The sequence below is a fragment of the Hydrogenimonas cancrithermarum genome (genome assembly GCF_030296055.1).
GTDB classification, from domain to species: Bacteria; Campylobacterota; Campylobacteria; order Campylobacterales; family Hydrogenimonadaceae; genus Hydrogenimonas; species Hydrogenimonas cancrithermarum.
The window spans coordinates 1,592,882-1,618,938 of record NZ_AP027370.1 but is presented as its reverse complement, the minus strand read 5'-3'; the positions used below and the strand labels follow the sequence as shown (position 1 = coordinate 1,618,938).

29 protein-coding genes are annotated in these 26,057 nt (G+C 53.3%); 13 read left to right on the top strand and 16 right to left on the bottom strand.

What is annotated here, in order from left to right; all coding sequences use genetic code 11:
- Positions 1–8: 8 nt before the first annotated feature.
- The 7 genes from QUD54_RS08450 to alaS are packed head-to-tail and all read right to left on the bottom strand — an operon-like array spanning position 9 to position 8,756.
- Positions 9–1,391: a dynamin family protein gene (locus tag QUD54_RS08450; protein ID WP_286336290.1), complete on the bottom strand. Its 1,383-nt coding sequence runs from the start codon at positions 1,389–1,391 to the stop codon at positions 9–11.
- Positions 1,392–1,404: 13 nt separating this feature from the next.
- Entirely contained in the window at positions 1,405–3,348 is a 1,944-nt protein-coding gene (locus QUD54_RS08445; protein WP_286336289.1) for a penicillin-binding protein 1A, read from the bottom strand.
- Complete coding sequence (locus QUD54_RS08440) at positions 3,348–4,046, bottom strand: ATP-binding cassette domain-containing protein (protein WP_286336288.1); 699 nt, start codon at positions 4,044–4,046, stop codon at positions 3,348–3,350. The genes QUD54_RS08445 and QUD54_RS08440 overlap by 1 nt, the downstream gene beginning before the upstream one ends.
- Positions 4,039–5,136, bottom strand: a complete 1,098-nt coding sequence (locus QUD54_RS08435) for an aminotransferase class I/II-fold pyridoxal phosphate-dependent enzyme (protein ID WP_286336287.1) — start codon at positions 5,134–5,136, stop codon at positions 4,039–4,041. The genes QUD54_RS08440 and QUD54_RS08435 overlap by 8 nt, the downstream gene beginning before the upstream one ends.
- Complete coding sequence (maf, locus tag QUD54_RS08430; RefSeq protein WP_286336286.1) at positions 5,129–5,677, bottom strand: septum formation inhibitor Maf; 549 nt, start codon at positions 5,675–5,677, stop codon at positions 5,129–5,131. Before maf ends, QUD54_RS08435 begins: the two co-directional genes overlap by 8 nt.
- A gap of 3 nt (positions 5,678–5,680) precedes the next feature.
- On the bottom strand, positions 5,681–6,172 hold the full coding sequence (locus QUD54_RS08425) for a hypothetical protein (protein ID WP_286336285.1): 492 nt from the start codon (positions 6,170–6,172) through the stop codon (positions 5,681–5,683).
- A 19-nt stretch (positions 6,173–6,191) separates the two neighbouring features.
- Positions 6,192–8,756 carry an alanine--tRNA ligase gene (gene alaS / locus QUD54_RS08420; RefSeq protein ID WP_286336284.1) on the bottom strand — a complete coding sequence of 855 codons (2,565 nt, stop codon included), beginning with the start codon at positions 8,754–8,756 and terminating at the stop codon, positions 6,192–6,194.
- A gap of 113 nt (positions 8,757–8,869) precedes the next feature.
- Between alaS and QUD54_RS08415 the strand changes: the two genes are divergently transcribed.
- From QUD54_RS08415 to QUD54_RS08390, 6 genes are all read left to right on the top strand, one after another.
- Positions 8,870–9,151 carry a hypothetical protein gene (locus tag QUD54_RS08415; RefSeq protein WP_286336283.1) on the top strand — a complete coding sequence of 94 codons (282 nt, stop codon included), beginning with the start codon at positions 8,870–8,872 and terminating at the stop codon, positions 9,149–9,151.
- 26 nt (positions 9,152–9,177) lie between these two features.
- Positions 9,178–9,717 (top strand): DUF4136 domain-containing protein, encoded by a 540-nt coding sequence (locus QUD54_RS08410; RefSeq protein ID WP_286336282.1) that lies wholly within the window; start codon positions 9,178–9,180, stop codon positions 9,715–9,717.
- Positions 9,718–9,719: 2 nt separating this feature from the next.
- Positions 9,720–10,262 carry a DUF4136 domain-containing protein gene (locus tag QUD54_RS08405; RefSeq protein WP_286336281.1) on the top strand — a complete coding sequence of 181 codons (543 nt, stop codon included), beginning with the start codon at positions 9,720–9,722 and terminating at the stop codon, positions 10,260–10,262.
- 87 nt (positions 10,263–10,349) lie between these two features.
- A complete protein-coding gene (locus QUD54_RS08400) occupies positions 10,350–10,760 on the top strand; it encodes a hypothetical protein (protein ID WP_286336280.1) in 411 nt (136 codons plus the stop codon).
- Positions 10,761–10,771: 11 nt separating this feature from the next.
- Complete coding sequence (locus QUD54_RS08395; protein ID WP_286336279.1) at positions 10,772–11,191, top strand: acyl-CoA thioesterase; 420 nt, start codon at positions 10,772–10,774, stop codon at positions 11,189–11,191.
- A 127-nt stretch (positions 11,192–11,318) separates the two neighbouring features.
- On the top strand, positions 11,319–12,815 hold the full coding sequence (locus tag QUD54_RS08390) for a Fic family protein (RefSeq protein ID WP_286336278.1): 1,497 nt from the start codon (positions 11,319–11,321) through the stop codon (positions 12,813–12,815).
- A 249-nt stretch (positions 12,816–13,064) separates the two neighbouring features.
- On the opposite strand, the gene QUD54_RS08385 is transcribed toward QUD54_RS08390, so the two are convergent.
- From QUD54_RS08385 to QUD54_RS08350, 8 genes are all read right to left on the bottom strand, one after another.
- The gene (locus QUD54_RS08385; RefSeq protein ID WP_286336277.1) at positions 13,065–13,358 is read right to left on the bottom strand and encodes a hypothetical protein; all 294 of its coding nucleotides are present in this window, start codon (positions 13,356–13,358) and stop codon (positions 13,065–13,067) included.
- Positions 13,355–13,687 carry a hypothetical protein gene (locus tag QUD54_RS08380; protein WP_286336276.1) on the bottom strand — a complete coding sequence of 111 codons (333 nt, stop codon included), beginning with the start codon at positions 13,685–13,687 and terminating at the stop codon, positions 13,355–13,357. The genes QUD54_RS08385 and QUD54_RS08380 overlap by 4 nt, the downstream gene beginning before the upstream one ends.
- On the bottom strand, positions 13,687–14,022 hold the full coding sequence (locus tag QUD54_RS08375; RefSeq protein WP_286336275.1) for a DUF883 family protein: 336 nt from the start codon (positions 14,020–14,022) through the stop codon (positions 13,687–13,689). Before QUD54_RS08375 ends, QUD54_RS08380 begins: the two co-directional genes overlap by 1 nt.
- Before the next feature lie 118 nt (positions 14,023–14,140).
- Entirely contained in the window at positions 14,141–14,911 is a 771-nt protein-coding gene (locus QUD54_RS08370) for a transposase (RefSeq protein ID WP_286336274.1), read from the bottom strand.
- A 119-nt stretch (positions 14,912–15,030) separates the two neighbouring features.
- Positions 15,031–15,396, bottom strand: a complete 366-nt coding sequence (locus tag QUD54_RS08365) for a hypothetical protein (RefSeq protein ID WP_286336273.1) — start codon at positions 15,394–15,396, stop codon at positions 15,031–15,033.
- Positions 15,397–15,548: 152 nt separating this feature from the next.
- Positions 15,549–16,589: an undecaprenyldiphospho-muramoylpentapeptide beta-N-acetylglucosaminyltransferase gene (murG, locus tag QUD54_RS08360; RefSeq protein WP_286336272.1), complete on the bottom strand. Its 1,041-nt coding sequence runs from the start codon at positions 16,587–16,589 to the stop codon at positions 15,549–15,551.
- The gene (locus tag QUD54_RS08355; RefSeq protein WP_286336271.1) at positions 16,586–17,290 is read right to left on the bottom strand and encodes a dUTP diphosphatase; all 705 of its coding nucleotides are present in this window, start codon (positions 17,288–17,290) and stop codon (positions 16,586–16,588) included. The genes murG and QUD54_RS08355 overlap by 4 nt, the downstream gene beginning before the upstream one ends.
- Before the next feature lie 28 nt (positions 17,291–17,318).
- Positions 17,319–18,500 (bottom strand): FtsW/RodA/SpoVE family cell cycle protein, encoded by a 1,182-nt coding sequence (locus QUD54_RS08350; RefSeq protein WP_286336270.1) that lies wholly within the window; start codon positions 18,498–18,500, stop codon positions 17,319–17,321.
- Between the two features lie 82 nt (positions 18,501–18,582).
- Between QUD54_RS08350 and QUD54_RS08345 the strand changes: the two genes are divergently transcribed.
- The 5 genes from QUD54_RS08345 to QUD54_RS08325 all read left to right on the top strand — a co-directional run bounded on the left by QUD54_RS08345 (position 18,583) and on the right by QUD54_RS08325 (position 22,690).
- On the top strand, positions 18,583–19,518 hold the full coding sequence (locus QUD54_RS08345; protein WP_286336269.1) for a glucosaminidase domain-containing protein: 936 nt from the start codon (positions 18,583–18,585) through the stop codon (positions 19,516–19,518).
- 83 nt (positions 19,519–19,601) lie between these two features.
- A complete protein-coding gene (gene flgB / locus QUD54_RS08340) occupies positions 19,602–20,024 on the top strand; it encodes a flagellar basal body rod protein FlgB (protein ID WP_286336268.1) in 423 nt (140 codons plus the stop codon).
- 9 nt (positions 20,025–20,033) lie between these two features.
- A complete protein-coding gene (gene flgC / locus QUD54_RS08335) occupies positions 20,034–20,528 on the top strand; it encodes a flagellar basal body rod protein FlgC (protein WP_286336267.1) in 495 nt (164 codons plus the stop codon).
- A 10-nt stretch (positions 20,529–20,538) separates the two neighbouring features.
- Positions 20,539–20,841 (top strand): flagellar hook-basal body complex protein FliE, encoded by a 303-nt coding sequence (gene fliE, locus QUD54_RS08330; protein WP_406600560.1) that lies wholly within the window; start codon positions 20,539–20,541, stop codon positions 20,839–20,841.
- A gap of 19 nt (positions 20,842–20,860) precedes the next feature.
- Positions 20,861–22,690 (top strand): peptidoglycan D,D-transpeptidase FtsI family protein, encoded by a 1,830-nt coding sequence (locus QUD54_RS08325; RefSeq protein WP_286336266.1) that lies wholly within the window; start codon positions 20,861–20,863, stop codon positions 22,688–22,690.
- Between the two features lie 20 nt (positions 22,691–22,710).
- Here QUD54_RS08325 and panC read toward each other — a convergent pair whose 3' ends face one another.
- Positions 22,711–23,532, bottom strand: coding sequence for a pantoate--beta-alanine ligase (panC, locus tag QUD54_RS08320; RefSeq protein ID WP_286336265.1), 822 nt, complete (start codon positions 23,530–23,532; stop codon positions 22,711–22,713).
- Positions 23,533–23,669: 137 nt separating this feature from the next.
- Between panC and prfB the strand changes: the two genes are divergently transcribed.
- On the top strand, positions 23,670–24,785 hold the full coding sequence (gene prfB, locus QUD54_RS08315) for a peptide chain release factor 2 (protein WP_286336264.1): 1,116 nt from the start codon (positions 23,670–23,672) through the stop codon (positions 24,783–24,785).
- Between the two features lie 93 nt (positions 24,786–24,878).
- On the top strand, positions 24,879–26,054 hold the full coding sequence (locus QUD54_RS08310; RefSeq protein WP_286336263.1) for an efflux RND transporter periplasmic adaptor subunit: 1,176 nt from the start codon (positions 24,879–24,881) through the stop codon (positions 26,052–26,054).
- Positions 26,055–26,057 lie beyond the last annotated feature (3 nt).

Genomic DNA, 26,057 nt, shown 5'->3' with positions numbered 1-26,057 from the left:
TTACATGTCTATTTTATTTCGTTACGATCTTCCCCGGCAGGACTCACGAACTGGTCGTTGAGTTTTCGGATCGCCGAACGGCTGTAATCCATGACCTGCTCGAGTTTTTCGGACGCGCGTCTGCTCCACCCTTTGCCCCAGATGCGCAGCATCGGACGGTACCAGCGGGTATTGTGTTCGATCGCTTTTGCAATGGCAGGCTCTTTCTCCATCCATTTTTTTATCTCCGAGCGTGCCGCCCAACTTCGCACTTTGAAGTGCAGGAGCAAAAAGAGAACAACGGCGGCTGCCGTCACACCCCCCACTGCCGCGGCAGAGGAGGGAAGAACTCCCGTCGCGAAGAGCGCGCCGGAACCTGCCGCCAGAAGGATGATCGCAAAGAGATCGGCCAGCATCACCTTTCGCCCCCAGCGGCCGAGTGCTTCACGCAGTTTCGGAAGCTTCTCGTTCGTAATCTCCTTGGCGAAATCCTCGAGCGCCTTGGAGATGCGGTAGGCACGTTCGACTTTCACACCCTCCATCCGCTCGACGATCTGCGCGAGATCCTCGTCACGTTTGCGTTTCAGCCGCTCCGCCACCGCTTCGTCGTCGATCGGATTCATCGCCTCTTCGCTGTAGATCGCGAAGAAGTTGCCCGATATGAGCCCCTTTTGCGACAACGCCCGCTGCCACGAGCCGATGACATCTTCGAGATTGTCCTCCCTTGCCGTCGTGTCGATCTGGTTGAGAATGTAGAGAATCTTGTTGGCGTCGCGGTGGGCGACCGTCTTTCCGACAAGATGTTCCAGTGTGTCGCGCATCGCGCCCGGTTCGGGATGGCGCGCATCGAAGAAGATCAGCACGAGATCGGACATATCGATGATATGGCTCGTGATGCGCAGGATCGAATCGCGCTGACTGTCCGCGTCGAAACCTGGCGAGTCGATCAGAATCTCGCCCTTGATCGCATCGGACTTGACCGTTTTGAGCTGCAGGTAGAGGTTGACGCGACTCCCTTCGCCCTTCGCCACCTTCTCCACCTCTTCGCTGATGTTGTAGAAAGGAAAGCGCGGGTCGGCATCGAGCGCCAAGCCCGGCAGTGTCGTCACCTTCTCGTTGTTGCCGTAGCAGATCACGGTAAATTTGTCATCGACCGCCTGGTTTCCGCTCTGCTGAACTTTTTGGCCGAGGTACTCGTTGATGAAGGTCGATTTACCGGCAGAAAAGGTCCCAAGTACCGAGATCAGCGGCCACCAGGAGATATTGGCCGTATAACTTTCATCGGGAGAGAGAAAGCCCAGCGAGTGGGCCACCCTGTCGAGGGTTTCGTACTCTTTGATCACTTCCAGAAGAACCGGGTTCTCCTCTTTGAGATGCTGTTTGAGTTTTTTGTATCGCTCTTTGGTTGTCATGTCATATCCTCAGTTAAAATATAATCTCTTCGTTTGCGGGGGTCATATCTTCCGCCGGCAGCGGGGAGATATCGGTATAGATCAAGTCTCTGCCGCCCCGTTTCACATGGTAGACCCCTTCGGGCTCTTCGAACTTGCGCTTGAACTCCGGATGCTTCTTTACAAGCGCCTGGTAGAAAACCCTCACGACAGGGGCGGCGGTACGGCCACCCGTTTCACGCTTCGCCAGCGGCGTGTTGTCGTCGTTTCCGAACCAGACGATCGCTTCCATATCGGGTGTAAAAGAGCAAAACCATGTATCCACACTGTTGTTGGTGGTTCCCGTCTTACCCGCAACATCCATGCCCCGTACTCTGGCGTTTCGCCCTGTACCGCGCCGTACGACGTCACGCAGCATATCGACCATCAGATAGGCCTGCGGTTTGGGGTAGACCTGTTTGCTGCGACGCTCGATATGCTCGACAAGATTGCCGAGGTTGTCGTAGAGATTGACGATCAGACGCGGCTCGTGCAGGGTACCCATATCGGCGAAGACCGAGTAGAGGCGCGCCATCTGCAGCGGCGAAAGCGCGATGTTTCCAAGGGCGATCGAGAGATTGTAAGGCAGATTCTCGATGCCGAAGACATCCAATCGCTTGTGAAGCGTCATGATACCGATTTCGTTGACGAGGTTGATCGTCGCGAGGTTGCGTGAGTGGACCAACGCCTCGCGCAACGTGATCATCCCCTTGTAATCTTTTTCATAATTCTTCGGCTGCCAAAGTTTTTCCGTATCTCCCTCCTCGAAGCGGTAGGTCCGCGCGATATCCGGAATCTTGCTTTCGGGATTGTAACCCAGGTTGAGTGCCGTCTCGTAGATGAAAGGCTTGAATGCCGAACCCGGCTGCCGCTTCGACGAGATGGCACGGTTGAAGGGACTTTTGGCATGGTCCACCCCGCCAAGCATCGCCAGTACATCGCCGCTTCGGCCGTCGAGCACCACCATCGCCCCGTTGAAGGTATCGGAGATGTTGCCGTCGTCGGCATGGCGTTTCCAGTAGGCGTCGTACCCGAACTTCAGCGCCACCCTGGCCATCTGTTGATACTCCAGGTCGACCGCCGTCTCGATACGGTAGCCGCCCCGTCGAATATCGGGGTACTTCGCCTGAAGCCTGTTGACGACGGCATCGACAATGTAGGGTGCCCTGTTTTGCGTCAGCGTGTCGTCGTAGACCTTCGGCGCTGCCTTGATTTCGCGCATATAGGTCGCTTCGTCGATCCAGCCGAGTGTCTTCATCCGCTCCAAAACGCGGTTGGCACGTGCCATCGCATTGGCGTAATGCCGGGTCGGGTCATAGGCGCTTGGCGCTTTCGGCATACCGACCAGCACCGCGATCTCCTTGAGCGACAGCTTGTCCAGATCTTTGTGAAAATAGCCAAGCGCCGCCGTTTTGATCCCGTAGTAACCGTGACCGAAGAAGATGGCGTTGAGATAACGCTCGAGAATCTCCTCTTTGGTAAGTACCTGCTCGAGCCGAATGGAAAGGAGCGCTTCCTTGATCTTGCGCTCGATCTTCTTTTCTCGCGTCAAAAGCGTCGATTTGACCAGCTGCTGCGTCAGCGTCGAGGCGCCCTCGACCAGCTTTCTCGCCTTGATATCTTTGATGATCGCACGAAAAATCGCTTCCGGATTGACCCCGTGATGCTCGAAAAAGAGCGTATCCTCGATCGCCACGAGCGCTTCGATCACCCGTCCGGGAATCTGCTCGTAGGGAACATAGAGGCGGTGCTCCTTTTCGAAAACATTGGCCAGAAGTTTTCCGTTTCTGTCGAATATCTGCGTCGTCTTCGGCGGATTGTAATGTACCAGCGGCTCCACTTCGTGGCCGATTTCGAAATAGAGGTAGACCAGGTAACCAAAAAGCAGCATGCCTGCCAAAAAACCCAGCCGGACGATCCATCGCAACAAAAATCTCATTATTTTCTAAACTCCCGATTCGCAAAATTGGCTTCGATCAGCGCTTTCGTATATTCCGAGGCCGGATGGCTCAAAACCCTCTCCATCGCTCCGCTCTCCATCACTTTTCCACTCCTGATGACGGTGATCTCATCGCATAGTTTCGCCGCCGTCGAGATATCGTGGGTAACGAAGAGCATCTTGAACTCCAGCCTCCTCTGAAGCTCGAGCAGCAGCTTTACGACCACCGTTCGCAGATCGGCATCGAGCGCGGTCGTCGGCTCATCCAGCAGCAGCAGTTTCGGCGCCGATGCCAGTGCCATCGCAATGACGACCCGCTGCAGCTGCCCGCCGGAGAGCTCAGGCGGAAAACGCTTCAAAAGTTCGGCATCGAGTCCCACCTGCTCCATCATATGCGCAGCCTTTTCGGTTGCGACGATCCACTGATCTTCGATCTTCGTGAGAGGGGAAAGGGCTGTAAAGGGGTTTTGGGGCACGTATCCCAGTGTCCTGCCGCGGATCAGCGCAAAATCGCTCTCGCATTCCATCTGCACACGGAACCCTTTCGGCAGCATCCCCAAAAGCGCCTTGAGTGTCAGACTCTTGCCGCTGCCGCTCTCACCCACGAGAGCCAGTGAACGGTCGATCACAAACGAGATATCGACAAAAAGTTCGTCGTCCCGAAGGATCTTGAGCGACCTGCAGCGTAGCTCACCCATGCATCAACTCTTCAATATGGGCGAACAACCGGCGGTACGCCTTCGGTTTGATGGAGGTACGCAGGATGACACGAAGAATCGGCGAGGGAACCGTCGGCGGCCGGATCGCCCCCACTTCATACCCCTCCACTCTCAATGCATCGCGGATGCGCAACGCCGTCTCTATATCCGGCATCGGTACCGGTACGATCATCCCCTCAGGCCTGAAGCCAAGAGCCTCTTCGACGATATCTTTACGCTTTTCGATCTTGTGCGTCAGCTTCTCTTTCCTGGCACCGATGTATCCAAAACCTTCATGTGCCAGCGCAATGTCGAAAAGCGAAGGCGCCGTCGCATAGATGAGCGGTTTGGCACGGTTGTGCAGAAAACTCACCACCTCTTCGGAGCCGAGGATGTAGGCGCCATAGCTGCCGTAGGCTTTGCCGAGTGTTCCCATCTTGATGTGGTGCGCCTTCGGTGTTATGCCGTAGTAGTCGAAGACTCCCAGCAGATTGGGCCCGACGGTGCCGCTGCTGTGCGCCTCATCGACGATCATCAGTGCATCGAACCATTCGGCGATCTCGAAAAATTCGCGCTTCACCATGTCGCCTTCCATCGAGTAGATCCCCTCGACGGCGATGATGCGTCTTCTTTTCGCATCGGTTTCGGCCAGTTTTGTGACAAGATCGTCCGAATCGTTGTGCGAAAAGGTCACGACCTGCCCCTGCACCAGCTTCGTTGCCGCCATTCCGCTGGCATGGTAACTCTCATCGATAAAAAGCACGTCACCGCGACGCACGAGCGCCTCGATGAGCCCGAGATTCGCCAGAAACCCGCTGCCTGCCACGACACCCGCTTCAAACCCGTTCGCTTCGCAAAGTGCACGCTCGAACTCGGCGTGAATCGGGTGGTAGCCACCGACGAACAGGGAAGATTTCGGTCCGTGATACGGGTAATGCGCCACCTTGTTGCAGGCGTGTTTCAGAAGTTTTCGTTTGTGGGCAAGGCCGAGGTAGTCGTTGCTGGCCATGTCACACGCTTCGGGATCTGCCGTGATCGGCTCTCTAAACCGTCCCGAGCGCCGCAGTGCCGCCAACTCTCTTTCATACATCGAGCCACGGCTCCAGTTTTTCTATGGTCAGCCCCATCGCACACGACTCGTAGCCGCGCACGCTTTGGATGTAGGATTTGCAGAACCCCTCGACCATGCACGCTCCCGCCTTGCCGCGCCACTCGCCGCTTTCTATATAGCGATTCAGATCCGCTTCATCGAACGGGGCGAAGGTATAGACAGTGGCAGAGAGGTCAATGAACATCTTTTTTTCGGATTTGTAGACCATGCAGGTGATGATGCTCACGTCGCTGCCACTCTGCATCATCAAAATACGGCGGGCATCGGCTTCATCCCTGGCCTTGCGCAAAATCTCGCCGTGTGCCGTTACGACCGTATCGGCACACAAAATCGGCGTTTCGAGCCCGAAGCGGCTCTCGCATGCCTTCATCTTCCCCATTGCCGCATGGTAGACGAAGTTTTTGGGCACCGTCTGCTCCAACGCCTCCTCGTCGAAGTCACACCCCACCTGTTTGAAGGCGATGCCGCGGCTCTCGAGAATCTTCGCACGCGTTTGGGAGGAGGAGCCAAGAAGTATCACGGCTTAAAACCCTCTAAGCATCACGCCAACCGCCAGCGCAATGATACCCAGCGCGATATTGAGCGGAAGCATCAGGTCCGGGATCGGCGCCATCACCGCTTTCGCACCCGCCATATCGCCCGAGACGAAGAGCCGCTCGGCTTTGTTGCGCTTCATGAACATCAGCGTATAGTTGATCGTCATGATCGTCCAGATCGCCTCTTTCACATGTACCATGCCATAAAGCGATGTCCCTTTGAAGCCCATAGCGACCGCCATGATGCCGCCCGTGACGATCAGCACGGCAATAAACGGCATCACGATCATGAAAAGCCGCTGCGTGATCTCGAGCGTGCGCGCGATGCGTACTTTCGGATCCTCGATATGCTGAAGGCTCGGATGGACCGCCCCGCGGATCGCGATCATCCCACCGACCCAGACAAACGCGCTGAGCACATGTAGAAAAACGATAAAAAAGGCGTAATCTGCAAAGAGTGTAACAATCGCTTCTTTCATCCGCTTCCCCCTCTTTCCTCTACAGATTTTCTTGCAAATAGGCCAGTGCCTTCTCTTTCGCCTCGCCGATCTTCGACGGATCTTTTCCGCCCGCCTGCGCGAAATCGTCGCGGCCGCCGCCACCGCCGCCCAGAACCGGGGCGATCTGTTTGACCCATGCACCCGCTTTGACGGCCGTGTTTTTCTGGCCTGCGGCGATCAGAACTTTGTCGCCCTTTTTCTGGAAAAGCATCACGGCCACTCTGTCGTGGGCGTTTTTCAGATCGTCGATCATCGCCTTGATGTCGCCACCTTCGACCTCGTCGACCACGACCGTCACGTCGCCGATCGTCTCGGTTTTGATCTCGCTCTTTTTACTCTTCTGTGCCTCGACAAGTTCCTGCTTGAGCTGTTTGACCTGTGATTTGAGCTTTTCGATGCCCTGCATAGGATCTTTGGCTTTGAGCTCCCGCTCGATCGTCGTCAGCGTGCCGCGCATTCTCTTGACCAGTTCGTACGCCGCGTGGCCGCAGACCGCTTCGATGCGGCGTATTCCGGCGCTCACGCCGCTCTCTTTGGTGATGAGGAACATCCCGATCTCGGCCGTGTTGTGCACATGCGTCCCGCCGCAAAGCTCGATGCTGCTTTCGCCGAAGCTCACGACGCGCACCTTGTCGCCGTACTTCTCGCCAAAGAGCGCCATCGCTCCCTTCGCTTTCGCATCTTCGATGCTCATCTCTTCGGTCTCGCCCGCGATGCCGCGCTCGATTTTGTCGTTGACCCACTGCTCGACCGCCGCGATCTCCTCGGCACTCAGCGCCTTCGGGTGGCTGAAATCGAAACGCAGGCGGTCGGCTTCGACCAGCGAACCCGCTTGCGAAACATGCTCACCCAGAATCTCGCGCAGCGCGCTATGGAGCAGGTGGGTCGCGCTGTGATGCTTGGCGATCTCGTGGCGTGTCGTGTCGACGGCCGCTTCGACAAGGTCGTTTTCGCAGATCTTTCTCGCCGCTTTGATTTCGGAAAGGTTCAGGTCGAAAAACTTCTTCGTATCCAAAACCTCGGCGACCATCTCGCCCTCCTCCATCGTGCGCAACGCCCCTGCATCGCCTGTCTGCCCGCCGCTTTCGGCATAGAAAGGGGTGATGTCGAGCATTACCCAGCCCTTTTGTCCCGGCTCGAGGCATTTGACACGTGCGAAACCGTCGTTCAGCACCGCCAGCACTTTGCTCTCCGCCGTCAGGTTGTCGTAGCCGACGAAGGTGTTCTTTCCGAACGCCTCGATCAGCGCTTTGAAGTCCCCTTCCACTTTTGCGTCGCCGCTTCCCTTCCAGGCCGCTTTGGCACGTTCGCGCTGCTCCTGCATCAGACGCTCGAACTCCGCGATATCGACCTCGAGCCCTTTGTCTTTGAGCATATCCTGCGTCAGATCGAGCGGGAAGCCGTAGGTATCGTAGAGTTTGAAGGCGACGGCGCCGCTGAAGAGCTTTTTGGTCTTTTCAAGCTCCTTTTCGAAGAGTTCGATTCCCGCCGCGATCGTAGCGAAGAAGCGCTCCTCTTCGAGTTGCATCAGCTGCTTGACGGTCTCCTGTTTATCTTTGAGGTACGTGTAGTGGTCCCCCATGATCTTGACGAGAGTGTCGACGAGTTTGAACATGAACGGCTCGCGCAGCCCAAGCATATAGCCGTGACGCACCGCACGGCGAAGGATGCGGCGAAGGACATAGCCGCGTCCCTCGTTGGAGAAGTTGACGCCCTGTGCAAGCAGAAAAGTCGTCGAGCGCAGGTGGTCGGCGATGACACGATAGCTCGCCCCGTCAGCGTAGACGTAGGGCTTGCCCACCATTTTTTCCACTTCGCGGATGATCGGCATGAAAAGCTCGGTGTCGTAATTGCTGAGCTTCCCTTCTTTTACCGCCACAACACGCTCGAGCCCCATGCCGGTGTCGATGGAGGGTTTGGGCAGCGGCGTGAGGTTGCCCTCTTTGTCACGCTCGTACTGCATAAAGACAAGGTTCCATATCTCCAAAAAGCGGTCACCGTCGCCCCCCATGTAATCCTCGGGGCCGTGGAAATGCTCCTCGCCCTGGTCGAAAAAGATCTCGCTGCACGGACCACAGGGCCCGGTGTCGCCCATCTGCCAGAAGTTGTCCTTGTCCCCCATTCGAAGGATGCGCTCACGGGCGATATATTTGGCCCAGATGGCTTCCGCTTCGTCGTCGCTCTCGTGTACCGTCACCCAGAGCTTCTCGACAGGCAGTTCGAGTACTTCGGTGACGAACTCCCAGGCATAGGCGATGGCATCTTCTTTGAAGTAGTCGCCGAAACTGAAGTTTCCCAGCATCTCGAAGAACGTGTGGTGGCGCGCCGTATGGCCGACGTTTTCGAGGTCGTTGTGTTTTCCGCCTGCACGGATACAGGTCTGGCAGCTCGCCGCACGCGGCGGATTTGGGGCGGGCACTTCACCGGTAAAGACGCTTTTGAAAGGAACCATCCCTGCATTGGTGAAAAGAAGTGTCGCATCCTCGGGAACCAGCGGCGCACTCTCGTAAATCTTATGCCCTTTGGAGGCAAAAAAGTCCAAAAAAGCTTGTCGAATATCCATCGTTTCGTTACCTTGAAAGAAAATTGATCTGATTTTATCCAAATTCTAATGAAAAATAGGTAATACTCGAAAGCGACCGCCGGTTCTGAACCACCGAGATATTGGAGAATCTTATGAAAAAAATCGTCTTCTCGGCTCTTTCGATCATGCTCTTTGTCGGGTGTGCCTCGACACAGACGTGGCTAAAAACCAAGCCCGTGCCGTTTCAGGAAGGGTATGAGGCAGGCTGTGTCAGCGGAGAAGAGCGTGCCGGCTACACCTTTTCCACGTTGAAAAAAAACGAGATCCGTTACGAAAACGACCCGCTCTACAAAGAGGGGTGGGACGAAGGCTACAGCCGATGCTTCTCGGACAAGGAAGTCGAGATCTGTATGAGACGTCCCGGTGCCTTTTAAAAAACCCCTGTGATATAATCGTCGGTATGAAAAAGATTCTTCTCGCTCTCATGAGTGTAACACTCTTCTTCGCCGGATGCGCGGGCAAAAACGGCGTCTCCGATTACGATCCGGACTATCCGATTCAGAGACTGCAAACGTTTGTCGTCAAACAAAACGGTGCTTCTGGTATCAGCCCGCTGGATGGTGAACGGATCGAGGCTGCGATCGTCCAGACGCTTCGCGCCAAAGGGTACACCGCCGCGGCAACCGGTGTGAAAAACGATTTCGTCGTCGAGTATGCCGTCACGATCCGAAAAGATGTTCCCTCCAACGTCAGTTTCGGCTTCGGTTTTGGAAGTTTCGGCAGAAACATCGGGGCCTCGGTCGGCACCTCGGTCACACCCAGGCATGACGAAGCGACGATTCAACTGCATATGATCGATCCTGCCACCCGTAAGGTTTTTTGGTCCGCTTCCGATACGAAACGATTTGAAACGGCCGACGATCCGCATAAGCGTGCAGCGTTTTTCAAAGCACGCATCCGCGAAATGCTCGCCGCTTTCCCTAACGCACGCAAGGGGTGACCATGCTGCTCCGCCTTCTTCTCGCAACGCTTTTTCTGATCTTGGGTGGATGTTCCAGCCTGAATGTCCAGACCGACTACAACCCCGGGTACGACTTTTCGAAACTGAAACGTTTCGCCGTCATCTATCCCAAAAACGAAGCCATCACGCTTACACAAGAGCGCATCGCCAAAGCGGTCACCGACGAAATGGCCTCCAAAGGGTTTGTAGAAACCGACAAGGCCCATGCCGATTTCTACATCGTCTTCCATCTCGACGTCACGACGCGAAAACAGGTAGTTACCGATTACCAGGCCGTCGGCCTCTACCCCTACTACTATGGCTACCGTACCCCCATAGTGATGGTCCCTGTCGAGCGTGAGTACACCTACGAAGAGGCCAAGATCATCATCGATGCCCTCGACCCGCACGGCAACAATATCTTCTGGCGAGGTGTCGCCACCGACAGGCTTCACAGCTTCAAAACCCCGAATGAACGCATGAAATATATCCGCGAAGTGGTCAAAGAGGTGATGAAGAGTTTCCCTCCGAAAAAACGGCACTGAAAATAGCCGGAGAAATCGGACCGATAACCCTCTTTTCGCCAAAGCCGATATGATATAATCTCCAAAATTCCAAAAAGGTCCGTTGATATGAAAAGAATTTTAATGACGCTTTTTCTGCTTTTAAGCACATTCACGTTTGCCGACGAGATGGCGGAGAAGATAAGACTCCAAAATCAAAGCGTCGTCAAAGCCGCAGCCGAAGCGATGTCCAAAGAGCTTCCCAAGCGCGTGGACCCACATACGCAGCTCATCGGCATAAAAGCCGACGGTGAAAAACTGATCTACACCTTCGAGATCGATGCCGCCCCCAAAAACGACGAAGCGATCGTCAAAGAGGGAAAAGAGCGTATGCGAAAAAACGTCACGGCCGGCGTCTGCAACACGTCTCGACGTTTTCTCGAAAGCGGCATCACGATCGCCTACCATTACGTTTCGGCCGCTACGACAAGAGAACTGTTTCGTTTCGACGTCGACAAAACCGCGTGCAATTACAGATAAACGATTAAACGATGGATGAACGAAAGCGCTATACCTACCGATTCACCGTTGCAGAAGATGCGATCGACTTCAACGGCCACGTGGGTAACGTCACCTATCTGCAGTGGATGATAGAAGCCGCCACCGCCCATTCGGAAAGCCTTGGATGGGGCTTTGAACAGTGCCGAAAACTGGGCGGAACATGGGTCGCGAAATCACACGTCATCGAGTACAGACATCCCGCATTCGAAAACGAAACCCTCCTCATGGAGACATGGCTGGAAGAGATCGGAAAAATCAAGGCGGTCCGCCGCTACCGCATAACGAAAGCGCGTGACGGCAGCATCGTGTGCGAAGGAGAAACAGAGTGGATCTTCGTCGACAGTGAAACAATGCGCCCGATGCGCATTCCTCAACAGATCGTCGAAGCGTTCGGAAGAGGAAAGTCGTAGAAAAATTCTAGACTCGAACCCCGGCCTCTTTGTTCCGCTACAATCCTTTTTAAATAATCATTTTTCAAAATATGCTACAATATATAATCATTTTTCAATAATTGTAATCGTTTTTCAAGGAATTGGCATGAGGTATAACCCTGCCGGCTATGAAGCCATCATAAAACAGTATCGTCTTGATGTCATACCAAATTGGCACCGCTCCTATATTTGGAAAGAGCGTCAAGTGCATCACCGGCAAGACAATGATAACGGTATCGAAGAGATATACCCTGCACGATACCAACCAGGCCCAGGCATAGGAGAACAGCTGGAGTTTGCCTTGAAATACGATGGCGTGAACCTTGCCATACTTTCACAAATATTTTCCATTGTCGATACGAAGGAACTGCTTGAATACCTTGAGTCCAAGCCAACAGGAAAGTATGCAAGGCGCATCTGGTTTCTCTATGAGTTTCTGACCGGCGAAGAACTCCCTCTGAAAGATCTGGAGCAGGGAAACTATATCGATCTTCTTGAGAGTGATCGATACTATACACTCTCAAAAGGCGAATCTGTCAGACGACAAAGGATCCGCAATAATCTACTGGGAACCAAAGCATTCTGCCCCATTGTTAGAAAAACGGAAACACTCCGGCGGATGGAAGAGGAAGATCTTGCACAACTCTGCGAGGATCTGCTTGTCGACTACCCTCCTGAACTTCTAAGACGAGCGCTCGCCTATCTCTATACCAAGGAGACCAAATCTTCATTCTTTATAGAGCATGAAGAACCAAACAGTACACGCACCGAAAGATTTGTGGCTTTGCTTCAAGAAGCTCAAAAAGAGGATTTTTGCCAAAAAGAGAGATTACTCGAGTTGCAAAACCGTATTGTAGATAAACGGTTCGCAGACAGAGATTATCGTCAAAATCAAAACTATGTGGGTGAAACCGTTTCATTTGGAAGAGAAAAAGTCCACTATATTTCACCAAAACCCCAAGATCTGGAAGGGTTGATGGAAGGGCTGATCGAGTGTCATCATCGAATGGGAGAAGGTGGAGTCCATCCTATTGTCCACGCTGCGATTATTGCATACGGTTTTGTTTTTTTACACCCTTTCGAAGACGGGAATGGACGGATACACCGTTTTTTGATTCACAACATTCTTGCTATCCGAGGTTTTACGCCAAGTGGCATTATGTTCCCTGTATCTGCCGTAATGCTTAAAGATGCCGTCTCTTACGATAGATCTTTGGAAGCCTTTTCATCCAAACTTATACCGCTTATTGAGTATGCCCTCGATGAAGAAGGCATGATGCGAGTTCTCTCAGATACAGCACTTTGGTATCGCTATATGGATATGACATCTCAAAGTGAAGCGCTTTACCACTTTGTGAAAGAGACAATAGAAGAAGAGTTGCCAAACGAACTGTTGTTCCTATCAGGTTACGATAAAGCGAAAAAAGCGCTCAAGGAGATTGTCGATATGCCAGATCGCCTGATCGATCTTTTTATCCGCTTCACGATGCAAAACCACGGAAAGCTCTCCAAAAATAAAAGAGACCGATACTTTGAAAAGTTTACCGATCAAGAGATAGAGAAAATGCAGCGAACAGTCGCAGAGATATTTGATAAAGATTAGGTATTTTATAAACATTTTTCAACAAATCCGATAAATGTAACTATTTTTTTCAAGCAGTATAATCGTTTTTCATCTATCGACACCGCGGTTGATGACATGGTAAAACCCTGGAATTTCGATACGGGGCTTGCGGGGCATGGTGTTCTTTGGAAGGTCGGGATTTTATGATTTTACAGTGAAAATTCTGAAGTTATTGGTTATCACCTGACCCTTATAACTCTTATAACTGTTATGAAGCATAGAGGAGAATCACGCTTTTTCGGAGCCTTTTTCACTGCGGGAGGCCACCGCGGACTGAAGGAGTTCGACGATCAAAGGGGTGAAATAGGCGATCGTTTCGGGCGCTATCACCTGCCAGACCAGGGAGGTGCCGGCGCGTTTCAGATCTCCTTCGTCGAGTGCAGCGAGAAGATCCGAAACGTCGATGCCCGGATCGGTCTCACGGAGTCTGGCTTTGGCCTCTTCGAGCGAAAGCGTTCTGGGAGCGTACCGCCCTTTCGCTATGGCGTCGAAACGCCTTCTCGCCTCTTCGAGTTCGCTCATTCACGCAACCTGGAATTCGTGGCGAAACGGGCGAATAGGAGGGCGAAGAGCAGCAGCAGCGCGCCGGCGACAAAAGGGGCGGCGGTCTCCGAGACGTAGAGGGCGAAAAGCCGGTAGAACCCCCATGTCAGAAATGCGAGAGCGCCGAGCAGGGAGATGAAAGCGGCGGCGATCCATCCTACCATCCAACCGCTTCGATAGAGGGTATCGCGAAGCGACTCCCGCTGCCGCTGCATGAAGAGTTCCGCCGACTCCTGAAACGCGCGGCTCTCGGCTTCGAGCAGGTCCATCAGCGCGATGATGAAGTCGGATACCGTCACCTTGCTCATCAGCTTTTACCGCCCAGAACCTTTCCGAGAAGGAACCCGATACCGGCCGCCAGAAGAAGCGTTCCGACCGGGTGCTCCTTCTGCTGCTGCCTGATCGCTTCGATCGCCTCTTCCCCCTGACTTTTCAGAGCTTCGATCTGTTCGAGCCGCTCTTCGGGAATCTGGGCGGAAATCTTCTCCTTCACATCCTCGACGGAACTTTTGATCGTCTCTTCCCCCACTTTCCCGAGTGTTTCCGTGAGCCTCAAAAGATCTTTTTTAAGTATCTCTATCTCTTTTTTCAGTGCTTCGACCTCTGCATCCGGCTGATTTGCCGTCGTCGCTTTCCGTGTCATCGGGCGCTCCTTCAAGCGAATTTTTTACATTATATCCAAAAAGAAGAGGGAGCAGATAGGATAGGATGATATAGTGTAAGTAAGTATAAGTATAGAGGGGTCAGGTGATAACCGATAACTACTTTTCCCTCATCCGGCGTAAAATGCCATACACCGCCGGCTGGGAAATTCCCACAGCTTTGGCGATGGCATGTTGCGAATGGCCCGCCTCGTAGGCTTGCACAATCTTTGCATTACGCTCTTCTCTTTTCTGGGCGATTTTCACTTTTTCCAGAAGTTCGGAAGGGGGTTCTTCCTTTTGAATTGACGCCTCAACGAGCGAAGAAGCTTTTTCGAGTTCACTCAACGTTTCTTTGCTGACACGCACCGAAAGCATTTCACGAAGCGCTTTTTCGTTTTTTTCGAAGTTCGTGATCAACCAGGCCTCTTTCAGACATTCCGGCAGCTTCTCTTCTCCTGTGAAATACCGGGCCGTCGCATAGGGGTAGCGTTCGGGACGTTCTACAAGCCCGGCTCTGAGAGGGTTCTGCTCGATATAGAGAATCAACGCATAGAGATAGGCCTCGTCAGTTACGTACCACGACCTGAAACGCCCCTGCCACAGGTGACCGCTACGATGGTATTTTTTGTTGAAGTAGATGGCGTAACCCGCATTGATCTGTCGCATGAATTTCGAGAGCACAGACTTTTCTATTTCCACAAGTAGATGGTAATGGTTGCTCATGAGGCAATAGTTGTGCAGGGTGACACCATGAGTTTTCGCTGCCTCGCATACCAGCGCTTCGAACTTTTTATAATCCTGCGGTTCTTCGAATACCGTTCTTTGTTCGACACCGCGGTTGACAAGATGATAAAATCCTGGAATCTCGATACGGGGCTTGCGGGGCATGGTGTTCCTTTGGAAAATCGGGATTTTATGATTTTACCGTAAAAATCCTGAAGTTATCGGTTATCACCTGACCCTTATAACATATAACACTTATAACAGTTTCATTCGCCAAGTATTTGTTATATCTTTTTTTCAATATATCTAACAGGACTTTGAGCGTTGTTACTTTCAGTAAAAGCTCCCCAATGCAAATTAGTTGTATCAACAAGTTTTAAATTTGTAAAATATATCCTTGATCTATTTGCTTCAATAATTTCTCTATCTAAATAATCTGCAAGATATATTTTATTTTGACCATTTTCTCTAACATATAGCAAAACTTTTTGAAAAATTCTATTTTGTGAAATAATCCAATTTCCACTATATCCTTCTCTACTATCTCTATTTAAGTTTTTTTTGTGGATTTCTTGATTGTTTTCTTGATCTAAATTGGTGAAAATTGCAATGTATTTATAATTTGGTTCAATATAATCAAATGCTATCATCGTAGTGTCCTTTTTTATTGATCCGATATTTCCGTACCATTCTCACACCATAGCGACAGAACATCGACCTTTTTCTACCGTTTCGTCCAAAATATCCCGATAGTCACACGTTTTTAGCAAACCATCACCGAATTTCTGTACAAAACACCCTTTCATCTTCCCTCCGCCAGCATGCTCTCCACGATCTTCCGGGCACCGTCGGGGCCGATCATCGTTGCGAGTTTTTCACTGACCGGGGCGATATTTTCTTTGTCGATTATATCCCAAAAAAGATCCGATTTCAACGCATTCTGTCTCACAATCCATCCGGCGTTTCGTTCAACGATATAACGGGCATTGTGATACTGGTGGTCGCCTGCGGCATAGGGGTAGGGAACGAAAAGGGTTGGAATCCTGTTCGCGGCAAGTTCCCAGAGGGTACTGGCGCCGGCACGGCTGACGGCGAAGTCGGCTTGGGCGATCCGCTTGTAGAGTTCTTTGTCGAAAGCGAAAACGTCGGCTTCGATGCCGAGCGCTTCGTAAGCACCTTTGATGCGCTCGTAGTCGAGGTTTCCGGTCTGGTGGACGATGCGGATGCCGCGTCTTCGCAGTTCGGGAGCGAGTTCGAGGGCGAAATCGTTGATCGCTTTGGCGCCCTGGCTGCCACCGAGGAAGATGACGGTTTCGACCTCCGTTCGGAGACGGGCGGTTTGGAAGAAAATTTCGCCGACGGGGTAGTCGATGCGGTCGTCGCCGTAGGAGGAGAAGAAGCGTTTGGCGAAGGGTTCGAGAATGCGGTTGAGGCGGCCGCTGACGGCGTTTTGTTCGTGGATAAAAAGCGGCGTGCCGGTAAGAATGGCAGCGAACGATGCGGGAGCGGCGGAGAAACCGCCGACGCTCAATACCGCTTCGATGCCGTGCGCTTTTATGAAGCGGCGCGCCTGCAGCGTCGCTTTGAACACCTGTGCCATCGAAGCGAGCTTTCCGAAGCCTCTTTGGTTCACAACGCCGCGTGTGGGGAGAAAGCGTTTCGCTTCGAAATCTGCGTCTTCACCGAACCACGCCCTGTCCTGCCCGCTCTCGGAGCCGATGTAACAAGGACGAATGCCTCGCCTGAGCAGCTCCTCTTTGACCGACCGGACAATGGCCAGATGCCCGCCGGTTCCTCCTCCGGTCAAAAGAATTTTGGATGGTTTCGGCTTCTCACTTCTCACTTCTCACTTCTCACTTTTTCGTACGCCTTCTCCAGTGCGGCGAGAAGAGCGTCGTAAGTGATGTCGGGATTTGCGGCGAGGATCTCCTGCATGACGACGTTGTCCTCTTTGCCATTCCAGACTTTGACGTAAGTGCCCTCTTTGTAGCCGTGCCGTTGCCTGAACTGGTTGAGAGCGTTTTTGCCGATGTAGAGACGGTAGAGTTCGTCGAAACTCATCCCCACGGCGTCGACACACTCCCAGAACTGCTCCAGCAGCTCTTCCTGGTAGACCTCGTCGTCGGTTTTTACGAGTGCCATCGCCATCAGGTTTTCGAATGGCTCCAGCAGCGCTTCCAGACGCGCATTGTCCGCTTCACTCCACGCTTTCGGCAGTTTTATTTGGCTCACCTTCATCGTAGAGAACGCCAGTTTCGCCGCCTCTTCGGGGGTATGAAAGCGTAAAATGTAGCTCATGACGAAGTGCCAGATGTCGACCATCTCGATCTTGATGTTTTCCAGGTCGATACCGCCGGCGATGTTTTTCCAATGCTTCCAGCTGAAACTGTCGACGAGCTCCGCCGTCTCCATCACGATGCATCGCTTCCAGTTGATCACCTTGCCCTGTTTCGTCACGCCTTCGCGCCACTTCGGGCCGTTGGTATCGTCGTTAAGCCGCTGCTGCAGCCTGAACATCTCGACAAGTTTCGAAAGTTTATCCACGTTACACACTCCTCAAATTTTTCACTGTTTAAAGTTTCGCTTTTTTGCTCATCGACAGCGCCAGTCCCATCCCGATGGAGAGTGCCAGTATCTGCGATCCGCCGTAACTGAGAAACGGCACGGCGATCCCTTTGAGCGGGATGACGCCGCTGATGCCGAGCGCATTCATCAAAAACGAAAAGCCGATAATCATCGCAAGCCCCGCACAAAAGAGATAGTAGATGGCGTTGTCGCTGCGTCCGGCGATTTTTAGAAGCCGAAAGATGACGAACATCATCAGCGTCACAACGGCTGCTACCCCCACTACGCCGATCTCCTCGGTCATGCCGGCCAGAACGAAGTCGGTGTGAACCTCACTCAAAAAGCCAAGCTTCAGCACACCGTTACCGAGCCCTACACCAAAGAGACCGCCATGGTGGATTGCATGAAGCGAGTTGCTTACCTGGTAGGGTTCCTCGGCAAGGTTCACTTTCGGCACTGCCGCCGCCCACTGCGGGAAGAGCTCGGCGATCGCGTTTTGCAGCATGTACCACCACCCTTTGAAGCGCTCGATCCGGTGGGGCGATGTGACAATGAACCCGGCGATCAAGAGAAGACCGACCAGCAGCGTCATCCCGAAAAAGCGAATGCTGCTGCCGGCGAAAATCATCAAAAAAAGCAGCGTCGCCGCCAGCACGATCACCTGCCCCAGGTCGTTTTGAAAGATGGCGATGATAAACATGATCGCCACGAAGACGATCAGGTACGGCAGTACAATCAGCAGCTCCTCTTTGAGCGTGTAGCGCACCTCTTTGGCACGGGCCACATGCTTGGGAAGCACCTTACGCGAAAAGCTCCATGCCAGAAAGTAGACGAAGCCGATTTTGAAAAACTCGACGGGTGCCAGCGAGAGCGGTCCCAGCCTCAACCACCGTTTCGCACCGCCGACCTCTTTGGCGAACTGTTCGGGCAGAAACGGCAGAGCGACCATCATTAAGATCGAGACGATCAACAGGGTAAATCCCAGCGGTGTAGCGATCTTTTCCGGATTCTGCCGCGCAATAAGCCACATCAGCACGATGCCCGCCATCCCCGCGACGAACTGCCGCAGGAAAAAGTGCCACGGCGGCGTGTTGAAAAGCAGCACCGTATAGGCAGATAACGAGTAACTGAAGACGATACCGATGACAATGAGTACCGTTGCGGTTAAAAAGAGGGGACGGTCAATCATGCATGTTTTTCTTTAATTGTTTGGCTCTTAATTTTTGATATTATATGGAAACGTAACTGTTTAACGGATAAAGGTTTTCAAGATGACAAGAAGATTGGCGCTCTTTTCATTGATACTTCTTTTTTATGCCGGATGCGAGTCGAAAGTGGAGAAAAAAGAGACACCCAAAGAGCCCTCGTTTATCCGTTATACCGTCAAATCGTACCAGCAGACGATGCAGATACTCGACAATCTCGGCTACACCGACGAAGCCTTCAGAAAGGGAATGAAAACGATTCCGCGCATCGTCATTACCCATATCTCGAAGCGGTGGGGCGAAAAGGCCGACAAGATTCCGGTACCGCTTAAAAAGAGTATCTTCCTGCGTCTGCTCGCCTCCGAAGCGCTGATGGCGAACGAAGAGGTCCAAAAAGAGCGCGAAAAGCTTCTGAAAATTTACGGCGAACTCAAAAAAGGGCCGATTTCACGCAGCGATACCAAGTGGCTTCGGCAGCTGGCACTCAAATACAAAGTGCTCAAAGAGAAGAACGAATCCCTCACACCCAAAAAACTCGATGAACTGCTCAAGCGGGTTGACATCATCCCGCCGACGCTCATTTTGGCCCAGGGCGCCGTCGAGAGCGGATGGGGAACGTCGCGGTTCGCCGTGGAGGGCAATGCGCTCTTTGGCCAATGGAGCTTCAGCGACACCGCACTCAAACCCAAAGAGCAAAGAAGCCACCTTGGCAACTACGGCCTAGCAACTTTCGATTCGCCGCTCGATTCGATTCGCTCTTATCTTCTGAACCTCAACACCCATCCTGCCTACCGCCGCTTTCGCGAACTCCGTGCCCGACTTCGCAAAGAGAACAGACCGCTGACGGGCATGGCGCTTATCCATACGCTCGACCACTACTCCGAACGCAAAGAGGCGTACGTCGAAGACCTCATCAAACTGATCCGTACCAACAACCTCGCATGGCTCGACCGCGCGAAACTTCAAACCAACCGTCCCGTCGTCATCCACCCCGATGCATAGCCGCTCCTGAGACATCACGAAAACCATACAAACTGGGAACGTTTTTTGCTTGTTCTTTTGCAACATTTGCAAAAGGAGTCTCAATGGAGATCAACCGCGCCCACACTCTGATGGCCAAAGCTCTCGACTACCGGGCACTCAGACAGGATCTGATAAGCTCGAATATCGCCAATGTCGACACCCCTTTCTACCGCTCGCGCGACATAGCGTTTGAGGATGCGCTGGCCATCGAGCGCGACCGCCTCTATGCCAGACCCTCTGCAAAACTCGAGCTTGCCGCGACCCATGCAAACCATCTGAACGGCACGACAGAGGATGCATCGGCACACGCCGAGATTTTCTTCAGGGATGGCCACACAGCCCGCAACGACGGCAACACGGTCGATCTCGACGTCGAAACGACGGAGATGGCCAAAAACACGGTCATGTACAATGCCCTGGTCGCCGCACTGAAGAAAAACGGCGCCATCTTCCGCAGCGTTATCGACGCTTCGGCGAAAGTCTAAGGAGTTTTCATGAGTTTTTTGAGCAGTTTCGACATCAACGGCTACGGTCTTTCGGCCCAGCGTTTCCGTGTCAACATCATCAGCTCGAACATCGCCAATGCCAACACGACCCGAACCGACGAGGGCGGCCCCTACCGACGTCGCGAAGTGGTTTTCAAAGCCTTCAATTTCGATAAAGTTTTAAACAGTAAAATAGAAGAAGATTCAGAGTTTCTGCCCTACTCCGATCCGCTCGGGGAAGGGAGAGAAGGAAAAACGGCCGTGCCGCCGGTGATGGGGGTCGTCGTCGACAAAGTCGTCCGCGACGACAGCGAACCGCGTATGAAATACGACCCTTCCCATCCGGATGCCAATGCCGAAGGGTATGTTGCCTACCCAAACATTAACCCGGTCATCGAAATGGCCGATCTAATAGAAGCGACGCGTGCCTACCAGGCCAATGTGGCGGCCTTTCAGAGCGTCAAAGCGATGGCGACGAGCGCCATCGACATCTTAAGAGCGTAAGGACTTTTCAGTGGACAAAAACGTTCAGGGTCTCAACCAACTCTCTACCGGCGATCTGCTCCAGAGCAAGAACAGAGTCGCAAAGCCCGAAGGCAGCGATTTTGGCGATGTACTCAAAGAGTCGCTCGAAGAGGTGAACGATCTGCAAAAAGAGGGAGAGAAGGCGATGAGCGATATCGCAACCGGCCAGGTAAAAGATCTGCACCAGGCAGCCCTTGCCATCGACAAAGCCGAGATGAGTATGAAACTGATGCTCGAAGTACGCAACAAGGCGATCAATGCGTACAAAGAGATTCTAAGAACCCAGATCTAACCTCACACCCAGGACTGCCGTGTCGCCACTATTTTCTCCTTCCAGCGAACTTGACGAGCTAATCGGCAAAAAGACCAAACTTCTTGTCATTCTCATTCTCTTCATCATCGGTCTTGCCGTCTTCGTCGGTTCCATCGTCCACACGGCTCTCGGCCAGCGGCAAATACCCAAACTGGTCATCAGCGAAACCAACCGTGCGCTTCGCGGCGGCATCGTCAGCAAAGAGGGCTTCAAACTCGCTTTCAGCCAGAAACTCTACAAAGCGATGGTCAACACCCGCAACATCGATCCCGACAAAAAAGAGCTCTTCATCCGGCTCTTCAGCATCTACAGCGGCATCCCGGAAAAAACGGTGGCCAAGCGGCTCCGAAAAAAAGGAAATGTCGTCCTCTCCTACAGGGTTGATGCCAACCGCGCGAAATACCTCAAATCGCTGGCACGCAAGCTCCGTCTGCTCGATGTTTTCATCCCCTACAAAGACAAGAACGGCCGCATCATCAAGTACGGCCTGAGTCTGACCGAAAGCGGCGAGTCGCGAATCTTCGCCTACAAAGACATGCTCACCCCCGTGATGGGATACATGCGCAAAAGGGAAGAGGATGGCTTCACTCGCCCCGAGGGTGTCAAGGGCCTCGAGAAGTATTACCAAGAGGAGCTGCGCCCCATCCAAAACGGCATCGTCAAAGGGGAGCGCGACATCGGGAACACGATCATTCTCAGCGGCAACAGCCTCGTCAGGCCCGCCATCGACGGAATGACCCTCTACCTCAACATCCCCGTCGGTCTGCAAAAAGGGGTCGAAGCCCTGCTCGACAAGGCGAAAAAGGAGCTGGAAGCCAAAGAGGCGATCGCCTGCATTATGGAAGCGGAAAGCGGAAAAATCCTCTCGCTCGCCACCTCCAACCGCTACGACCCGGCCAACATCCGCCGAAAGGACTACCCTTCGCTCAATGTCGCCGCCGTCGAATACACCTATGAACCGGGATCGGTCATGAAACCGATCACCTTCGCGCTGTTGCTGAAGCACAAACGCGTCAATCCGTTCGACATCGTCCGCACCTACGGCGGCCGCTACAAACTGGGCCGGAAAATCATCACCGACGAACACAAAGAGGAGTGGATGAGTGCCGAAAACGTCATCGTCCACTCTTCCAACATCGGGATCGCCCAGTTGGCGCAACGTCTCGACGGCGTCGATTTCGTCGAGGGCTTCAAAGATTTCGGCTTCACCCAGAAAACCGGCATCGACCTGCCCTACGAACATACGGGCATCATGCCGCATGTGACGCAGATGGAGAGCGAAATCTACAAAGCGACGGTCGGGTATGGCTACGGCATACGCGTCACCCTCATGCAGCTGGTCCGCGCCTACAACGTTTTCAACAACCGCGGCCGTCTCGTCGAACCCAAAATCGTCGCAGAGATCGTCGATCCGATGGGCAGACACTATCCGGTCACCGCCGACGAGTCGATCCGTCAGGTAATCCCGCCGGCCACCGCCGCTCAAATGAAAAAGATTCTGGAAAAGGTTGTCCTGAAAGGAACCGGAACCAAAGCTAGAACACCGGGGCTACAGATAGGGGGAAAGACGGGGACGGCACATATCGCCTCAAGAAAAGGGGGCTACGCGAAGCTCTACAACAGCTCCTTCATCGGCTTCGCCAATGACAAAAACCACCGCTATACGATCGGCGTGCTGGTACGCGAAGCGAAAAAGCCCTACGCCTACTTCGCGGCGATGTCGGCCGTGCCGCTCTTCAAACAGATTGTCGACCTGATGGTCGAACAGGGCGATCTGGTGCCCGATCCGTCACTGGGCCCCCGTGCGGGTGAAAAAAGAGGGCATTAAACTCCTCTGCGCTCAGGTACTTAAATCCAAAGATTGTCGATGAGACGCGTCTGCCCAACCTTCGCGGCGACGAGAATGATCGTATTTTTTATCTCGACCTTCTCGAGCGGCTTGAAATCACGATCGACGATGGCGACATACTCGACATCGATATCTTTCATCATCTCGTGCATCTGTCGCTTGATCGCTTCACTCTCCAGTTCACCCGCCATGACGAGGCGTGAAGCGCGTTTGAGCGACCTGGAGATCGAGAGAGCCTTTTCTCGCTCTTCAGGTCGCAGGTAGACGTTACGACTGCTGAGCGCGAGCCCGTCCTCTTCGCGCACCGTATCGACCGGGACGATTTCGAGCGGCAGGAAAAAGTCTTCCGCCATCTTCTGCAGGATTCTCAGCTGCTGCGCATCTTTCTTCCCAAAATAGGCACGCGTCGGCCGTGTAAGGCCAAAGAGCTTCATCACCACCTGTACCACACCGTCGAAGTGTCCGGGCCGGCGGTTTCCTTCGAGAATATACCCCAGATAGGCAGGCGCTTTGAGTTTCACCTCGTCGGCACGGTAGATCGAGGAGATCTCGGGCATGAAAAGGATGTCCACCCCGGCCAGTTCGCAAATCTTTCTATCGGCCTCTTCACGTCTTGGATATCTGTCAAGATCCTCGCCGGGCAGAAACTGGGTTGGATTGACAAAAATGGAGACGATGAGATGGTCGTTTTCGGCCCGGGCTTTCTGGATGAGCGAAAGATGCCCGTGGTGAAGCGCTCCCATCGTCGGAACAAACCCCACACTTCCGGAAAGTTGGCCGCGCACAGCTTTGAGTGCTTCGATATCACGGATAATTTTCAAGGCAAGCCTTTATTTGGTAAAACTAAAAGTCATCTGAACAAAGCGAAGCGACTTTCCTGAACTTTTAGCTTTCAACTTTTAGTTTTTAACTCCAAAGAGATAGTATAATTACGCAATTATATCAAAGGATATCACCTGTGGACAGTTACGAATTTTCCGAACTGATGAAAAAACTTCAGACCAAGATCGAAAACATCAAAAACATTATCAAGCCCGACGAGATCAAAAAGCGTCTTAAAGAGATCTCCGAGATGGAGATGCAGGAGAATTTCTGGAGCGACGCCAAAAAAGCGGGCGAAATCCAGAAAGAGAAAAATCGCCTCGAGCGGATTTTGAAGCGTTACGAAGAGGCCGAAAGCGCTGTCAACGATGCACTCGATCTCTTCGAGATGGCAACCGAAGAGAAAGATGAAGAGACGCTCGAGCAGCTCTTTTCCGAAGCCCCCGAGATCGAAGAGCGGGTCAACAAGGTCGAGATCGAAGTGATGCTCAGCGGTCCGCACGACGCCAACAACGCCATCGTATCGATCCACCCGGGCGCAGGCGGTACCGAGAGCCAGGATTGGGCGAGCATTTTGTACCGTATGTATCTGCGCTGGGCGGAACGCCACGGCTTCAAGGTCGAGGTGCTCGACTACCAGCCGGGTGAAGAGGCCGGGATCAAAGACGTCAGTTTCATCATCAAGGGCGAAAACGCCTACGGCTACCTCAAAGTCGAAAACGGCATCCACCGTCTCGTACGCATCAGCCCCTACGACTCTAACGCCAGACGCCACACCTCTTTCGCTTCGGTCATGGTCTCTCCGGAGATCGACGACGACATCGATATCGAGATCGAAGACAAGGACCTTCGCATCGACACCTACAGGGCATCGGGTGCCGGCGGCCAGCACGTCAACAAAACCGAAAGCGCCATCCGCATCACCCATATCCCGACGGGTATCGTCGTGCAGTGCCAGAACGACCGCAGCCAGCACAAAAACAAAGCGACGGCGATGAAAATGCTCAAAAGCCGCCTCTACGAACTGGAACTCGAGAAGAAAAAAGCCGAAGCCGACGGCGTCGAAAAGAGCGATATCGGGTGGGGGCACCAGATCCGCTCCTACGTGTTGGCACCCTACCAGCAGGTCAAAGACACCCGCAGCGGCCAGGCCTTCAGCAATGTCGACGCGATTCTCGATGGCGACATCGACAAACTGATCGAAGGGGTCCTCGTGGCCGAAGCCGAAAAACAGAGCGGCGAGAAGTCTTAAACTTCTCGCTCCACCCTCTCTTTATCTACTATTAACACGAATTCACCTATCATAATACCAATGAGAGTATTTTTCTCCGTATAAGGATTCTTCATGCCAAGAACGCTTCTGCCGCTGATATTGATCTTTGGCTTTTTTTTCACAGGTTGTCAAGAGAAGAAGCCAGAAGCCAAAGCCGCCAAAGAGACCCCGGCACTTCCGGTCGAAACGATCACCGTCAAAAAGCGAAACATCCCTATCTGGATAGAATTTACGGGAATGACCAAAGCCAGCAGCGAGCAGGCGGTACGCGCACGCGTCTCGGGACGGCTCGTCAAACGCTTTTTCCGCGACGGCGAAACGGTGAAAAAGGGGCAGAAGCTCTTTTTGATCGAGCCAGACCGCTACGAAGCGGCGCTTCAAGCGGCCATCGCCAACAAAAAACGCGACGAGGCGATGCTCAGACTCGCCAAAGCCAATGTCGCCCGCTACAAGCCGCTTGCCGAAGAGGGGTTGGCACCCAGGGCGACACTGGAGGAGTATGAAGCGCAGATGGCCAATTACGAAGCGGCGATTCTGGCCGACGAGGCGAAAATCGCCGAAGCGAAACTCGACCTCGACTACACGGTCGTACGGGCCCCGATCGCCGGAAAAACGAGCGCACGCCGTGTCGATGTGGGCAACCTGGTCGGCTACGGCGAAGCGACGCTTCTGACGACGATCATGCAGACCGATCCGCTCTATGTCTACTTCTCCCCTTCCGAAAAAGAGGCGAAAAAAATTTCGACCTACGCATCCAAATCGAAGCTCGACGTCTTCGTCGAGATCCCATCTTCCGACGGGATGCTTTCGCGTCCGCGGCTGAAAGGGTATGTCGATTTCACCGACAACACGGTCGACCCGAAAACATCGACCGTCACGATGCGCGCCGTCTTGAAAAACAGCCAGTCCGAAGCCCTCCCGGGAACCTTCGTCTATCTCAACCTCTTCGTCACCGACCAGCACCCCTTTATCGTCGTCCCGCCCCAGGCGATCTTCGAAGACCAGCAGGGCAAATTCGTCTATCGCGCCGGTAAAACCGCCAAAGCGAAGCGTACCACGGTCGAACCGGCTTTCTCGACCCGTTTTTTCGTCGCGATCAAAAAAGGGCTGGACGAGGGTGACCGTGTCGTCGTGTCGGGCCTCAAAAAGGTCCGTGACGGCATGCCGCTCAAACCCGAAGATGTCACGAAGACCAAAGGCCCCGAAGCGCTGCTGAAAAAAGTGGCCGACGCGATGGGCATGGAATAACCG

What these genes read in the sequence shown, in the direction of transcription:
- QUD54_RS08450 (WP_286336290.1), bottom strand. Translation starts at nt 1,391, where the DNA reads ATGACAACCAAAGAGCGATACAAAAAACTCAAACAGCATCTCAAAGAG.
- QUD54_RS08445 (WP_286336289.1), bottom strand. Translation starts at nt 3,348, where the DNA reads ATGAGATTTTTGTTGCGATGGATCGTCCGGCTGGGTTTTTTGGCAGGC.
- QUD54_RS08440 (WP_286336288.1), bottom strand. Translation starts at nt 4,046, where the DNA reads ATGGGTGAGCTACGCTGCAGGTCGCTCAAGATCCTTCGGGACGACGAA.
- QUD54_RS08435 (WP_286336287.1), bottom strand. Translation starts at nt 5,136, where the DNA reads ATGTATGAAAGAGAGTTGGCGGCACTGCGGCGCTCGGGACGGTTTAGA.
- QUD54_RS08425 (WP_286336285.1), bottom strand. Translation starts at nt 6,172, where the DNA reads ATGAAAGAAGCGATTGTTACACTCTTTGCAGATTACGCCTTTTTTATC.
- alaS (WP_286336284.1), bottom strand. Translation starts at nt 8,756, where the DNA reads ATGGATATTCGACAAGCTTTTTTGGACTTTTTTGCCTCCAAAGGGCAT.
- QUD54_RS08415 (WP_286336283.1), top strand. Translation starts at nt 8,870, where the DNA reads ATGAAAAAAATCGTCTTCTCGGCTCTTTCGATCATGCTCTTTGTCGGG.
- QUD54_RS08410 (WP_286336282.1), top strand. Translation starts at nt 9,178, where the DNA reads ATGAAAAAGATTCTTCTCGCTCTCATGAGTGTAACACTCTTCTTCGCC.
- QUD54_RS08405 (WP_286336281.1), top strand. Translation starts at nt 9,720, where the DNA reads ATGCTGCTCCGCCTTCTTCTCGCAACGCTTTTTCTGATCTTGGGTGGA.
- QUD54_RS08400 (WP_286336280.1), top strand. Translation starts at nt 10,350, where the DNA reads ATGAAAAGAATTTTAATGACGCTTTTTCTGCTTTTAAGCACATTCACG.
- QUD54_RS08395 (WP_286336279.1), top strand. Translation starts at nt 10,772, where the DNA reads ATGGATGAACGAAAGCGCTATACCTACCGATTCACCGTTGCAGAAGAT.
- QUD54_RS08390 (WP_286336278.1), top strand. Translation starts at nt 11,319, where the DNA reads ATGAGGTATAACCCTGCCGGCTATGAAGCCATCATAAAACAGTATCGT.
- QUD54_RS08385 (WP_286336277.1), bottom strand. Translation starts at nt 13,358, where the DNA reads ATGAGCGAACTCGAAGAGGCGAGAAGGCGTTTCGACGCCATAGCGAAA.
- QUD54_RS08380 (WP_286336276.1), bottom strand. Translation starts at nt 13,687, where the DNA reads ATGAGCAAGGTGACGGTATCCGACTTCATCATCGCGCTGATGGACCTG.
- QUD54_RS08375 (WP_286336275.1), bottom strand. Translation starts at nt 14,022, where the DNA reads ATGACACGGAAAGCGACGACGGCAAATCAGCCGGATGCAGAGGTCGAA.
- QUD54_RS08370 (WP_286336274.1), bottom strand. Translation starts at nt 14,911, where the DNA reads ATGCCCCGCAAGCCCCGTATCGAGATTCCAGGATTTTATCATCTTGTC.
- QUD54_RS08365 (WP_286336273.1), bottom strand. Translation starts at nt 15,396, where the DNA reads ATGATAGCATTTGATTATATTGAACCAAATTATAAATACATTGCAATT.
- QUD54_RS08350 (WP_286336270.1), bottom strand. Translation starts at nt 18,500, where the DNA reads ATGATTGACCGTCCCCTCTTTTTAACCGCAACGGTACTCATTGTCATC.
- QUD54_RS08345 (WP_286336269.1), top strand. Translation starts at nt 18,583, where the DNA reads ATGACAAGAAGATTGGCGCTCTTTTCATTGATACTTCTTTTTTATGCC.
- flgB (WP_286336268.1), top strand. Translation starts at nt 19,602, where the DNA reads ATGGAGATCAACCGCGCCCACACTCTGATGGCCAAAGCTCTCGACTAC.
- flgC (WP_286336267.1), top strand. Translation starts at nt 20,034, where the DNA reads ATGAGTTTTTTGAGCAGTTTCGACATCAACGGCTACGGTCTTTCGGCC.
- QUD54_RS08310 (WP_286336263.1), top strand. Translation starts at nt 24,879, where the DNA reads ATGCCAAGAACGCTTCTGCCGCTGATATTGATCTTTGGCTTTTTTTTC.